Origin of the sequence: Streptomyces sp. NPDC086519 (assembly GCF_040686075.1) — a bacterium.
Lineage (GTDB): Bacteria > Actinomycetota > Actinomycetes > Streptomycetales > Streptomycetaceae > Streptomyces > Streptomyces shenzhenensis.
In genome coordinates, this window is the sequence record NZ_JBFBJL010000001.1 from 122,738 (window position 1) to 136,285 (window position 13,548).

Sequence of the window (13,548 nt, forward strand, 5' to 3'; positions counted from 1 at the left end):
TTGAGACACCGCCGGCCGGGAACCGAATCATGAGAGTAGGTCCATGATCTAAAACAACAACGTAGCAGTTCGACCAATTACTCGCATCACCATTGTCGCAACTTTACATTCCCACGCAACAGCAATGATGCAAATCGGCACAAACCCGCAGGCCAGGCGTATGGTCTTCGATGCATTACGAATCAACAACGGGAGTGGATAAGTCATGGGTCGACCCCTGCGGGCCGATGTCGCGCGCACTATGCGCGCGATCCTGGACGCGGCCGAGCAGGTGCTGGCCGAAGACCCCGGCGCCTCCATGGAGCAGATCGCCGAGCAGGCGGGCGTGGCCAGGACGACGGTGCACCGGCGGTTCGCCAACCGCCAGGCCCTCATCGAAGCCCTCGCCGCCTCGGCGAAGCGGCAGCTCATGGAGGCCGTAGAGGACGCCCACATGGACACCGCCCCACCGCTCGTGGCACTGCACCGCGTCACGGCGAACATCCTGCGGATCAAGAGCGTCTGGCGGTTCACCCTCGGCCACCCCCTCGCCGACACCCCCCTCACCGCGGTGATCTGGTCCGAGATCAACGCCGGCGCCCTCGAGTTTTTCGCCCGGGCCCAGCACGAAGGGCTGCTCGCCCCGGACACGGACCTCATGTGGGCGCGGCGGGTCTACTACGCCCTCGTCGACGAGGCCCAGCACGGAGGCGGCGCGGATCTCGACCCGGACCAGGTCCGGCAGAACGCGGACGCACTGGCCACGCTCGTCGTCGACACGTTTCTGCGCGGCACGGGACCCCACGGCTGAACCGTCGTGAGCCGGAATACACCGAGCTGTTCGTCGCACTCCCGCGTGAACCCAGGACACATGCCTGGGCCGTGGACGTCTTCCCGCTCAAGGACGCGCACGGCCGGGTGCACGCGGTGGGCCTGGTGGCCAACGACTACTCCGAGCAGCACCACGGCCGCGAACGCATGGCCCTGCTCAGCGAGGCCAGGACTCGCATCGGCGCGAGCCTGGACGTGGCGGGAACCGCCCAGGAACTCGTCGACGTGACCGTGACGGTCGCCCGCTTCGCCTACTTCGTCAGCGTCGATCTGCTGGAGGACGTCTTCCGTGGCGCGCTGCCCGGCCCCGGTGCCCGTACGGGCCCCCTCTCGCTGCGACGGGCGGCGCAGGGCGGCACTCGTCCCCTCCCGCCCGACGCCGCCCCTGGCGTCGGCCAGACAGGGGCCAACTGGAATGAGAATTGGTCACTCACTTTGAGAACCTACGTTCTCTCCGCCGTCAGCCGGTCCGGCGGATCAGTGCCAGATACATCGCGTCGGTGCCGTGCAGATGCGGCCACAACTGCACATCCGGCCCCTCCCCCAGCTCCGGCATCCCGGGCAGCAACGGACGCGCGTCCACGAGCTCCGTCTCCGGCCGCTGCTTCAACACGTCCTGGACCACCGCCCGCGTCTCCGCCAGATGCGGGGAACAGGTCGCGTAACCGACCACCCCGCCCACCCGCACCGAGTCGATGGCGGTACGCAGCAGCGCACGCTGCAACGGACCGAAGTTGTCGAGATCCTCGGGCCGACGCCGCCACCGCGCCTCCGGCCGGCGCCGCAGCGCGCCCAGGCCCGTGCACGGGACGTCCATCAGAACCCGGTCGAAGCTGCCGGGACGCCACGGCGGCCGGGTGCCGTCGGCGGCGATCACCTGGTACGGCCCCGGGTTGCCGTGCAGCGCCTTCGCGACCAGCCCGGCCCGGTGCGGCTGCTTCTCGGAGGCGAGCAGCACCGCCCCCCGCTCGGCGGCGAGCGCGGCGAGCAGCGCGGCCTTGCCGCCGGGTCCGGCACAGCCGTCCAGCCACTTCTGGTCGGGGCCCTCGACCGGCACGCCCGCGAGCGCGAGGGCGACCAGCTGGCTGCCCTCGTCCTGCACACCCGCCCGGCCCTCCTGCACGGCCGTGATGGCGCCGGGCTCCCCGCCCTCGGCGAGCCGCACGGCGTACGGCGACCAGCGCCCGGGTACGGCAGCCTCCTCACGGAGGAGTTCCTCGGTGGTGGACCGCCCCGGCCGGGCGACCAGCGTCACCTCGGGCCGCTCGTTGTCGGCGGCCAGCAGTTCCTCGATCCCCGCACGGCCGCCGCCCAGAGAGTCCCAGAGCGCGGAGACGACCCACCGCGGATGCGAGTGCACCACGGCCAGATGGTCCTCGGGGTCCTCTTCGTAGGGCGGCGCGACCTTGGCGATCCAACCGTCGAGATCGTCCTGCGCGATCTTGCGGAGCACGGCGTTGACGAACTTGGCCCGCCCGTCGCCCAGTACCACCCGGGCCAGTTCGACGGAGGCGGAGACGGCGGCGTGGCTGGGAATGCGGGTCCCGAGCAATTGATGCGCACCCAGGCTCAGCACGTCCAGGACCGGCGGGTCCACCTCGCGCAGCGGCCGGTCGACGCACTCGGCGATGATCGCGTCGTACGTCCCCTGCCGGCGCAGCGTCCCGTACACCAGCTCGGTCGCGAGCGCGGCGTCCCGCCCGTCGAAGTCGCCGTTCTCGCGGGCCTTGCGCAGCAGCGGCGGCAGCACGAGGTTGGCGTACGCGTCCCGCTCGTCCACGGCGCGCAGCGCCTCGAAGGCGAGGATGCGGACGGGGTCCTTCTGGGGACGGCGGTAGGGCTTGGCGGGCCTGCGCGGCCGCCGGGACTGCTCGCTCACGAAAAAGGTGCTCCGGTCATGGGAATGAGGCGACTCCCAGCGTACGCCGGGTACGCCGCGAAGCCGCTGCTGGGGAAGGGGGCTCAGCCGCCGAGCGTCTCCCCGGCTGCGATGCGCACACCGCGCGCCCAGTCGGCGGCCCGCATCGGCTTCTTGCCCTGGGCCTGCACCCAGAGCAGTTCCACGGCGTACGACCCCGTCCCCACGTGCACGCTGTTCTTCCCGACGGCGACCTGCGCCGGGGCGAGATCGGTCCGCTCGGGCACCGGCGTGACCTGGATGAGTTTGAGTCGCTCACCGCGGAAGGTGGTCCAGGCACCGGGGGCCGGAGTGCAGCCGCGCACCACCCGGTCCACCCGCAGCGCCGGCGCCGCCCAGTCGACCCTCGCGTCCTCGACGGTGATCTTCGGCGCGAGGGTGATGCCCTCGCCCGGCTGCGGTACGGCCTTGAGCGTGCCGTCCTCGATACCGTCCATGGTCGCGGCGAGCAGCCCGGCCCCGGCGAAGGCAAGCCGGGTCAGCAGGTCACCGCTGGTGTCGGTGGGCCGGATCTCCTCGGTGACGGTCCCGTAGACGGGCCCGGAGTCGAGGCCCTCCTCGATGAGGAAGGTGGAGGCCCCGGTGATCTCGTCCCCCGCCATGAGGGAGTGCTGCACGGGAGCCGCCCCGCGCCAGGCGGGCAGCAGCGAGAAGTGCAGGTTGACCCACCCGTGGGCCGGCACGTCGAGTGCGACCCGCGGCAGCAGCGCGCCGTACGCCACCACCGGACAGCAGTCCGGCCCGATCTCCGTCAGCCGCTCCAGGAACTCCGGATCGCGGGGCTTGACCGGCCTCAGCACCTCGATCCCGGCCTCCATCGCCCGCTCGGCCACAGGCGAAGCGACCAGCCTGCGCCCCCGCCCGGCCGGCGCATCGGGCCGCGTGACGACGGCGACCACCTCGTGCCGTCCGGAGGAGACAAGAGCGTCCAGAGCAGGAACAGCGACTTCGGGAGTACCGGCGAAGACAAGCTTCATGGGCGACTGCGACCCTCTCCAACGACATCAGCACGGGCAGCAAACAAGTCTATGCCGCACCCATCAACACCCCTTACAGCCCACGACCGCTGACAGGTGACATGCACAGGATCTCCGAGGGGTGCGATGGGCCCTGGCGGTCCTGCGAGTGTGCCCTCGGGAATGGTTTGCTCGCATGGTGAGGTGTCGTGTGTACGTAGCTGGCGTTGACAGCCCTATGACGCTCAGTGAGCCGTCAGCAGCGGTCGATCGCGGTGGGATGATCGCGCGGTGAGTGATGCGAGCGTGTTGGCCGCGGAGGCCGTTGAGTCGCATGTCCGGGCGTTCTTCGAAGGGCACTCAGTGGAGGTCGTCGACTACGACCTCGGGCCGGAACGGCGAGAGGTGGCGCCCGATCTGCGAGTTCTCGTTGTGGGGCCCGGTCCCCGCAGCGACAGCTGGGCCTATGTGACCGCCGGGTGCTGGGCCGCGACGGAGAAGGACGGTCACGGCCTTGAGTTCGTCCTGACCGCCCACGTCCGCGACCAGCGGTTCATCGAGCTCATGGCGATGATCGCCTATTACCACTGCGGAGGACATCAGCTCGACCTGGAGCACAGCATGCCGATCGGTGAACCGTGGGTGCCGGGGTCAGCCTGCGATCACCTGCTGATCAGCCTGCCCTATCTCCACGGACCAGACCTTGAACACTGTCCCGTTCCCGAGGGCCACGCCCGCATCCTGTGGACCCTGCCCGTGACGACAGCCGAGATCGAGTTCCGCAGGCGTCACGGACACGAGGCGTTGGAGCAGCTCTTCGACGAGGTAGAGATCATCCCCACCGATCCTTTCAGGGCGTCGGTTGCCTGAGCTTCCGTCCTCTGGCGGTCAGCGATGGTGGTCGCCAGGGGCGTATCGCGGCCAAGCGCCGTCCGCCTGCGGCCCGGTCGGTGCGCGACGCTGAGCCGAGGTCCGCACCACCGTGCCCGGCAAGGGCGGCCGACGCGCGGGCGACCTGGTCAACCGCGACTTCCATGCGGCGGGTCCGGGCCCGGCCGTGGGTGACGGACTTCACCTGTGTGCTCTGCTGGGCCGGCACCATCCGCGCCGCGTCCTGCGTCGATGGGGCATTCAGTGTCAGGACGCTGCGGGACCAAGGGCGAGGAGGGCCCGCAGCGGCCGGGTGGGCTGCGGGGTGCCCCGCCAGATCAGTGCCTTGCGGTAAGCGAGGGAGGGACTGACCGGGACGGCACTGACTCGGGGGTTACCAACGAGAGCGCGGTCGGTACTCACCGTCAGGGAGACGCCGACACCCCCCTCCACCAGAGCGACGTGGAGGGCCCCGTCGTTGGTCGCGTACCGGGTACTGAAGTCGATGCCGGCGGCATCGAACGCGGACTTCAGCCATGGCCTCAGTCCGCTGTTCTGGCCGTAACTGATCAGGGTCTTTCCGGACAGCAGCTCGATGGGGATTGCCTTCCGACCTGCCAGCGGGGAGTCCGCCGGGACGACGGCCACGATCTCGTCTTCGAGCATGACCACACTGCGCATGCCCTGGGGCAGGGAATGCTCTGGCAGGGCCACCACGGCCGCGTCCAACTCGCCGTTCCCGACGCGCGAGATGAGCTCGGCGCTGCGCCCCTCGACGAGTTGCACGGCGACGCCCGGGTACTGGCGGTGGAAGGCGCCCAGGAGCGCGGGCAGACGGGTGTGTTCGACCCCGTCCACGGCGCCCAGGAGGAGCGTGCCGGTGACCAGAGCGGTGCGGGAGGCGAACTCGGCGATCACCCTGTCCGCGTCGGCGAGAGTCCGGCCGGCCATGGGCAGCAGCACCCGGCCGGCCTCGGTCAGCCGGACACTGCGTGCGTTGCGTTCGAAGAGCGCTTCGCCGAGTTCCTTCTCCAGGGAGCGGATCTGGTGACTGACGGCGGGCTGTGCGACCGACAGCCGCTCGGCGGCGCGGGTGAAGCTCTGTTCCTCAGCCACGGCGACGAAGAACCGCAAGGTTCTCAATTCCACGATCATTCACCTCATTTATTACTGGAATCAAAAATTGGTCTTTGACCTCTGTGCGACTTATCTTCAATGTTGAGGCATGGCAGAAGCGATACAGGCGTCGAAGCGCGACGTGAATGGCGGTCGCGGCCGGAGCGAGCGTCGCCATGGTCTTCACAGCAGACTCGTGACCTGCAACTTCGGATGCGCGGCGCTCAATGCGCTGTGGGTACATCGGCGGTGCACTGACGGGCATGCGCTCCGGCCCACCGGTTTTTAGGGTGATGGCATCCGAAGAAGGCGAGCAGGTGCCGTGTCCGACGCCGTGGCGCCGGTGATCCCGGTGCTGGAACCCGCGGCGGCGGCCGTCCCGTACCACCTCCTCGCCCTGCCCCCCGTCGAAGGCCACAAGGCGGTCGACGGATTAACCGAGGGCGGTCGAACCGGCAGTGTCCGGTGGGCCTTCCCCTGCACAAGCCGGCCCGGCTCCAGCCGTGGCCCTCGCTGAAGGAAGCAAGCAATGAGTGATCCGAAGAAGGTCCTGTCCGATCTGGTCCTGTCCACCTCGACGGAACACGCCCCGCTCGACGCGCCCTGGGACGCGATCGACATCGCCGACTGGCTGCTGAACCTCCCGGACAAGGAATACCAGCGCTGCGCTCCGCCCGACCACAAGGCGGCCGGCTACACCACGACCGACGACGGCCGGCCGATGTCGATCAACGTGGAGATGATCGGCACCGGGCTGGTGATCCAGCACTACGTCGCCGAGATCGCCGAGAAGCACCACTGTCACATGGTGTCCCTCTCCGACGTGTTCACCCCGCACGGCTGGACGACGGTCCAGGTGATCTGGGACCTGTCGGCCAAGGACAACGGCGACGGCACCGTCACCTACACCAACCAGGTCACCAGCCACCCCACCCAGGAATTCATGGAGTTCAACGAGAAGAACGGCGGCACCTTCGAGGAGGCCGCGGCCGCACGGCAGGCCGCCTCCGGTGATCACAACCGGCGGGAAACGCCACTGTTCGCCGCGAGCATCGCGCGCCACGCCCTGGCACGGAGCTCACGATGACCACGCAGGCCGACCCGCGTTCCACGCCTCCGTCGCCCCGCGAAATGGCCCGTGCCTTCACCCCGGCCCTCACCGAGTTGGTGGAGGACCCCCTGTACAGCCAGGTGTGGGCAGATCCCGCCCTCAGTCCCCGGGACCGCAGCATCGCCACCGTCGCCGCGGTCGTGGCGCTCTACCGCCCCGAAGAACTGCCTGCGCAACTGCGGCGCGCCGTCGACAACGGTGTGACACAGGCCGAACTCGGAGCGATCATCACGCACATCGCGTTCTACGCGGGCTTTCCCGCAGCCATCAGCGCCTCGGCCGTCGCGGCCCGCACGCTCCTGGACTGAGAACGCGTACCCCGCGTCCCACGGGCCGCCGCCCGTTCCCGTCCTTCCACGTACGTCGAGGGCCGCATCCGCGCGTCCCGCGCAGCAGGAGTCCCGATGACGACAGAGGAGGGCCGGGCGGTTGGCCCGTGGTCCCGGCGGCTGGCTCCCTGGCAGGCGTTCTGCCTCCAAGCCTCGGTGGTGGTCTTCTTCCTCGCCGGGGCAAGCGCGCCCACTCCGCTCTACGCCACCTACCAGCGGGAGTGGCACTTCTCGCCGATCACCACCACGGTGATCTTCGGCGTGTACGCGGTGGCCGTCCTGCTCGCCCTGCTCATCGTCGGCTCCCTCTCCGACCATGTCGGACGCCGACCGGTGATCTTCGGCTCCATCGTGGTCCAGGCGGCAGCGGTCGTCGTCTTCGCCGGCGCCGACGGAGTGCCCACGCTGCTCTGCGGCAGGGTTCTCCAGGGCCTCGCGACCGGCACCGTGGTGGGTGCGGTGGGCGCCGGCATGATCGACGTCAACCGCTCGGCGGGAACGCTCGCCAACGCGGTGGCACCGGCCGCGGGTACCGCCGTGGGCGCCTTGGGATCCGGGCTCCTGGTGACCTACGCGCCGCAGCCCACGCACCTCGTCTACTACGTCCTTCTGGTCATCTATGTACTACAGGCCGTCGGCGTGCTCTTGATGGCCGAGACCGCTGCCCGCACCCCAGGTGCGCTGCGCTCACTGCGTGTGAGCTGGACCGTGCCCGCCCAGGCGCACGGTCCGCTGGTGAGGGCCGCCGCGGTGGTGCTGGCCGTCTGGGCGCTGGCCGGATTCTACGGCTCCCTGGGCCCAGCGCTGGTCCGTCGTGTCGTCCCCGGTCAAGGCGCGCTGCTGGGCGGACTCGCCCTGTTCACCCTGACGGCTTGCGGTGCCCTGACGGTCCTCGTGCTACGGAACACCGCTCCCGGCACCACCATGCAGGTGGGAGCCCTGGCTCTCATCGGGGGTGTGGCCGTCACCTTGGTGTCTGTCGCGCTCGGCTCCGCCGGGCTGTTCTTCGTGGGCACGGCGATGGCCGGTGTCGGGTTCGGAGCCGGTTTCCAGGGCGGCGTCCGCACGGTCGTACCGCTCGCCGAACCACATCAGCGGTCGGGGTTGCTGTCAGTCATGTACCTGATTTCCTATCTCGGTTTCGGTCTGCCGACGATCGTCGCCGGAGTGATCGTCGTGTACAGCGGCGTGGCAAGGGCCGCCTGCGAGTACGGCACAGCAGTGATGCTGCTCGCCGCACTGGCTTTCGCCGGCACGCTCAGACGCCCAACCGCCCGGATCCCGGCCACCCCCGCGGCGCCCGCTTCCAGCCTGGGCGGCCCCGCGGTAGACGTGTGCGCCGACGCGTGCCGCACCGGTGCCGCGTCCGGGCACCCTTCCTCCTCGCACGGCAGCGTTCTGGCGCACAAGGGAGACGAACACCGATGAACCAGCCGACACCAGGCACGGCCCCGCGGATCGTCGTGGGTGTCGACGGCTCCCCGTCCTCCAAGCGGGCCCTGGCCTGGGGCAGTTACATGGCCTCGGCGATGGAAGGGGTGCTGGAGGTGGTGACAGCGTGGCAGAGCCCCCCTTCCTGGACCGGCGTGGCGGATGACTGGGACCCCGCCACCGAGGCCGGCACCATGCTGTCCAACTGCTGCGACGAGGTGTTCGGCGCTGCCCCGCCCAAGGACCTGCGGACCATAGTTCGTGCGGGCGCCGCCACGGCCGTCCTGCTCACCGAGAGCGTCGGGGCCCGGATGCTCGTGCTCGGCAGCAGGGGGCACGGCGGTTTCACGGGTCTCCTGCTGGGATCGGTCAGCGCCGCATGCGCCGAGCACGCCCTGTGTCCCACTTTGATCATCCACGGCGATGACCTTCCCCCGGCTGTCGAGCCCGATGCGGGCCGGAACTCCCGTGCACTGTTGACGGAGGGAACACGATGACCGCAGACGGAGAAGCCCGGAGCGGGAGGAAGGCTCCGGAGTCCAGCCCCTACCGGCATCCCGCAGCCGGATGGGGCGCGGCGAAGAGTGTCGGACAGTTCCTCGCGCGGGAGCGCAGCCTGGTGTCCGGCACACGCGCCATCCAGCGCATGAACCATGAGGACGGCGGGTTCGACTGCCCGGGATGTGCCTGGCCCGACGACCGCAAGGGTCTGCACCTCGACATCTGCGAGAACGGCATCAAACACGTCACCTGGGAGATGACGCGCAAGCGGGTCGACCGCGACTTCTTCGCGGCGCACACCGTGACGGAGCTCGAGGAGTGGTCCGACTTCGACCTTGAGAACCAGGGTCGGCTCACCGAGCCGATGGTCTACGACCAGGCGAGCGACAGGTACGTCCCCATCGCGTGGGACGACGCCTTCGCCGTCGTCGGGCAGGCGCTGCGCTCGCTGGACGACCCCGATCAGGCATCCTTCTACACCTCGGGACGACTGAGCAACGAGGGCACGTTCCTCTACCAGTTGCTGGCCCGGGAGCTGGGCACCAACAACCTGCCGGACTGCTCCAACATGTGTCACGAGGCCAGCGGCAGGGCGCTTCAGGCGTCCATCGGGACCGGTAAGGGCACCGTGGACATCAACGACTGGCAGGCGACCGACGCCCTGTTCGTCTTCGGGGTGAACGCAGCCTCCAACGCTCCGCGCATGTTGACCGCCCTGGCCGAGGCGTACCGGCGCGGAACACAGATCGTGCACGTCAATCCGATGGTCGAGGCCGCAGCCCGCGACACCATCGTTCCGCACGAGTTCGTCGAGATGGCCCGCTTCCACGCCACCCCGACCAGCACGTTGAACCTGCAGCCACGTATCGGCGGGGACATGGCTCTGCTGCGCGGCATGGCGAAGGCCCTGCTGGAAGCCTCACGGACGGACCCTGAGGCCCTGGACAGCGACTTCATAGAGCGGTACACGCACGGCGGTGCGGCCTACCGTGCGCTGTGCGAGGAGACCTCCTGGGAGACGATCGAACAGCAGTCAGGCGTGGCGCAGCAGGACATCCTCAAGGCGGCCGGCATCTACCGGGCGGCGGACCGCTGCATCATCAGCTGGTGTCTCGGCCTCACCCAGCACGAACACGGTGTGGACACTGTTCGGGAGATCGTCAACCTGCTCCTGCTCCGCGGGAACATCGGCCGCGAGGGTGCCGGCCCGTCCCCGGTGCGCGGGCACAGCAATGTGCAGGGCAACCGCACCTGCGGCATCGACCACCGCCCCGCTCCCGCCTTCCTCGACCGTCTGGAGGAAGTGTGCAACTTCGCTCCGCCTCGTGCCCACGGGCTGGACACCGTGGGCACGATCGAAGCCATGAACAGCGGGCGGGTGAAGGTCTTCGTCGGGATGGGCGGCAACTTCGCCCTGGCCGCTCCCGATACTCCGTACACCTACGCCGGACTGCGCAACTGCGACCTGACGGTCCAGGTGAGCACCAAACTCAATCGCAGCCACCTTGTCCACGGGCGACAGGCGCTCATCCTGCCCTGTCTCGGACGTACCGAGAAGGATCACCAGCGCGGCGGTCTGCAGTCCGTGTCCGTCGAGGACGCCATGAGCATGGTGCACCTTTCCGTGGGCATGAAGCGGCCCGCCTCACCCGAGTTGAAGTCCGAACCCGCGATCATCGCTGGCATGGCCCAGGCGGCGCTCCCGGACAGTGCCACCCCCTGGGGGGCCTACGTGGACGACTACGACCGTATCCGGGACACCATGGCACAGGTCCTGGACGGCTTTGATGACTTCAATCGCCGGGTGCGCCGACCACTGGGGTTCCGCATCCACCAGCCCGCCCGGGAGCGGATATTCCTCACCCGGTCGGGCCGGGCCGAGTTCTCCCACGCCGGGTTGCCCGACGTCCTCAACGTCAACGGCACACTGACCCTCGCCACGATCCGGTCGCACGACCAGTGGAACACCACCATCTACTCCGACAACGATCGTTACCGAGGCATCAAGAACCTGCGCACTCTCGTCTTCATGAACGCCGAGGACATGCGGGAGCGTGGCATCGGGAAGTTCGATCCGGTCGACATCGTCAGCACCGCGAAGGACGGCAGCAACCGCCGCCTGGACGGCTTCCTGGCGGTTCCCTACGACATTCCACGGGGCTGCGCGGCCGGTTACATGCCGGAGATGAACGTGCTGTGCGCGATCAGCGACTACAGCACGCAGAGTGATCAGCCTCTTATGAAGCACGTGAAGGTGACCGTGGCACCGGCCTCGCCGGCACTGTGATCACCACTCGGCCCGCCGGACGTGTCATGCAGCGGCCCCTCGGGAGGAGGCCGTGAACCGGGTGGGCGGCGGCTTCGGCTTCGCGACTGCCGTCCTCGCCTGCTGCATCTCGTCCGCAGGCCTGATCACCGACAACACCCGGGGCCTGTGCCGGTCACCTCGTCCACCGGCGCATGCGGGACACAGGACGAACGCGCCGTGTGAACGGTCATCGGTCAGCAAGCAAATCAGTGAGGTGAGGGAAATGAACCGGATGATGAAGGCCGTGGTGGTGCGCACCCCGGGGCCTCCGGACGTTCTGGAGTGGGTCACCGTCGAGGCGCCGCAACCCGGACCCGGCGAGGTCGTCGTCGACGTCAGGGCCAGCGGCGTCAACAACGCCGATCTCCTACAGCGCCAAGGGATGTACCCGGTACCGGCGGACGACTCACCGCTCCTGGGACTGGAATGCTCGGGCTCCGTCAGCGCGGTCGGTGAGGGCGTCGGCGACTGGGCCGTGGGGGATGAGGTCTGCGCCCTGCTCAACGGCGGAGGCTACGCACAGGCCGTTGCCGTCCCTGCGGCCCAGGTGCTGCCCAAACCGGCGAACCTCTCCTTCGAGGAGGCCGCGTCCCTTCCCGAAGCGGCCTGTACGGTCTACTCGAACATCGCCATGCTGGCCCGACTGAAGCCGGGTGAGACGTTTCTCGTCCACGGCGGCACCAGCGGCATCGGCAGTCTGGCCATCCAGTGGGCCAAGGCACTGGGTGCCCGGGTTCTGGTCACGGCCGGAACACCACACAAAGTGGCCAGAAGCGTCGAACTCGGAGCCGACGTCGCGATCAATTACCGCGAGGAGGACTTCGCCACCGCGGTCTGGGAGGGCACGCACGGGCACGGCGCGGACGTCATTCTCGACATCGTCGGAGCGCCCTACCTCACCCGCAACGTCCGCGCCCTGGCTCCCGACGGACGCCTCGTGATGATCGGGGGCGATGTCTCCCCCACGCCCCTCGGCATCGGCGAACTGATGGCGAAGCGCGGGTCCGTGGCGGCCACGACCCTTCGGTCACGCAGTCACCGCCAGAAAGCGGAGATCGTCGACGCGGTCCGCGCGAACCTGTGGCCCATGGTGGCCGACGGCCGCGTCCGGCCGGTCGTGGACAGCGTCGTCCCCATGGACAGCGCGGCACGGGCCCATCAACTCCTGGCGGACGGCAAGGTGGTCGGCAAGGTGGTGCTGACCGTATGAGTCTCCTGAGGGGCTTCGCGTTCTTCGCCGCGATGGCGGAGACCGAGCGGGAGAACATCCGCCAGTCGACGCTCGAAGGGCTCGGCACCGCGGCCCCCACGGCCCCCACGGCAAGCCGGCGACGGCGAGCACCCCCGCCGGTCGCTCAACCTCTCTGCCGACTGGGACTGGTGGTGCGCGGGTGGGTGAACTCCCGGGTGGTGCAACCCGCGCCGCACGGCGTACGAATATGCCCACACGCCCCCACACCGTGACCAGCGGAGCGCCCACGCGTTGTCAAGGAAGAGTTGACCACAACGGGCCGCTTACGCGGCCCATTCCTTTCAACGCCGGTTCGAGAGGCTTGTTCATGGCCGACCACGCAACCCACGACGCCCAGGCCCGGGCCAGCCTGCACTTGCTGGTGCGGGACATCGAGCGGGTCCGCCGCCAGGTGGACGCACTACGCACGCTCACCGCCCAGTTGGGCAACGTCTACCGCCCGCGCCGCTCCGGCCCGTCCACGGGCTTCGTCGTCTACGGACGCGCCCCCGCCCCGACGGTCCGTCTCGCCCAGGAACTCCGGGACAGTGTCGAAACCCTGGTCACGGCCGCCGTCGACTTCGACCGTTCACTCGGCTTCTCGTGGGACGCGGTGGGCTCCGCGCTGGGAGTCACCAAGCAGGCGGTGCACCGCCGTTACGGCGCCCGTCGCGCCGCGGCCCAGACGGCGGCCACGGCCGAGCCCGACCGGTCCGCGGAACAGTCGGGCACCCGCACGATCAACGTGGGCGGCGGCCTCCCCACCGTGCCGACGGTCCCGGCCGCCCGCTCCATGCCGACCCAGCCGACCGCCGGCAGCCCCACCCTCCGCGACGAGGCCAGGCCAACCGCCTTCCCCGGCCCCCGCAACGGCTGACGTCCCGAACAGCCGGCGTCCCCGCGTCCCTGAAAGCTGACGTCCTGACGGCTGACGTCCTGGCAGCTGACGCACGCCACGGCTGACCTA

12 protein-coding genes are annotated in these 13,548 nt (G+C 69.3%); 9 read left to right on the forward strand and 3 right to left on the reverse strand.

The genetic code is table 11. The annotated features are described in order from the left end of the window. The first annotated feature begins 205 nt into the window (after positions 1-205). A complete protein-coding gene (locus tag AB0P24_RS00545) occupies positions 206-790 on the forward strand; it encodes a helix-turn-helix domain-containing protein (protein WP_365789549.1) in 585 nt (194 codons plus the stop codon). Positions 791-1,270: 480 nt separating this feature from the next. Here AB0P24_RS00545 and AB0P24_RS00550 read toward each other — a convergent pair whose 3' ends face one another. Further along, complete coding sequence (locus AB0P24_RS00550) at positions 1,271-2,689, reverse strand: transcription antitermination factor NusB (RefSeq protein WP_365789551.1); 1,419 nt, start codon at positions 2,687-2,689, stop codon at positions 1,271-1,273. An 83-nt stretch (positions 2,690-2,772) separates the two neighbouring features. After that, on the reverse strand, positions 2,773-3,705 hold the full coding sequence (gene fmt, locus AB0P24_RS00555) for a methionyl-tRNA formyltransferase (RefSeq protein ID WP_365789553.1): 933 nt from the start codon (positions 3,703-3,705) through the stop codon (positions 2,773-2,775). 270 nt (positions 3,706-3,975) lie between these two features. On the opposite strand from fmt, the gene AB0P24_RS00560 reads away from it, so the two are divergent. Then, positions 3,976-4,554 (forward strand): suppressor of fused domain protein, encoded by a 579-nt coding sequence (locus AB0P24_RS00560; RefSeq protein ID WP_365789555.1) that lies wholly within the window; start codon positions 3,976-3,978, stop codon positions 4,552-4,554. A gap of 267 nt (positions 4,555-4,821) precedes the next feature. Here the strand turns inward: AB0P24_RS00560 and AB0P24_RS00565 are convergent, their stop codons facing one another. After that, a complete protein-coding gene (locus tag AB0P24_RS00565) occupies positions 4,822-5,703 on the reverse strand; it encodes a LysR family transcriptional regulator (protein WP_365789557.1) in 882 nt (293 codons plus the stop codon). Positions 5,704-6,199: 496 nt separating this feature from the next. Between AB0P24_RS00565 and AB0P24_RS00570 the strand changes: the two genes are divergently transcribed. The 7 genes from AB0P24_RS00570 to AB0P24_RS00600 all read left to right on the forward strand — a co-directional run bounded on the left by AB0P24_RS00570 (position 6,200) and on the right by AB0P24_RS00600 (position 13,458). After that, positions 6,200-6,757, forward strand: coding sequence for a hypothetical protein (locus AB0P24_RS00570; protein WP_365789559.1), 558 nt, complete (start codon positions 6,200-6,202; stop codon positions 6,755-6,757). Further along, a complete protein-coding gene (locus tag AB0P24_RS00575) occupies positions 6,754-7,089 on the forward strand; it encodes a carboxymuconolactone decarboxylase family protein (protein ID WP_365789560.1) in 336 nt (111 codons plus the stop codon). Before AB0P24_RS00570 ends, AB0P24_RS00575 begins: the two co-directional genes overlap by 4 nt. Before the next feature lie 96 nt (positions 7,090-7,185). Next, entirely contained in the window at positions 7,186-8,538 is a 1,353-nt protein-coding gene (locus tag AB0P24_RS00580; RefSeq protein WP_365789562.1) for an MFS transporter, read from the forward strand. After that, positions 8,535-9,038: a universal stress protein gene (locus tag AB0P24_RS00585; protein WP_365789564.1), complete on the forward strand. Its 504-nt coding sequence runs from the start codon at positions 8,535-8,537 to the stop codon at positions 9,036-9,038. Before AB0P24_RS00580 ends, AB0P24_RS00585 begins: the two co-directional genes overlap by 4 nt. Then, complete coding sequence (locus tag AB0P24_RS00590; RefSeq protein ID WP_365789566.1) at positions 9,035-11,329, forward strand: FdhF/YdeP family oxidoreductase; 2,295 nt, start codon at positions 9,035-9,037, stop codon at positions 11,327-11,329. The genes AB0P24_RS00585 and AB0P24_RS00590 overlap by 4 nt, the downstream gene beginning before the upstream one ends. 256 nt (positions 11,330-11,585) lie before the next feature. Further along, positions 11,586-12,560 carry an NAD(P)H-quinone oxidoreductase gene (locus AB0P24_RS00595; protein ID WP_365790140.1) on the forward strand — a complete coding sequence of 325 codons (975 nt, stop codon included), beginning with the start codon at positions 11,586-11,588 and terminating at the stop codon, positions 12,558-12,560. Between the two features lie 349 nt (positions 12,561-12,909). Beyond that, the gene (locus tag AB0P24_RS00600) at positions 12,910-13,458 is read left to right on the forward strand and encodes a hypothetical protein (protein WP_365789568.1); all 549 of its coding nucleotides are present in this window, start codon (positions 12,910-12,912) and stop codon (positions 13,456-13,458) included. The last annotated feature ends 90 nt before the right edge of the window (positions 13,459-13,548 follow it).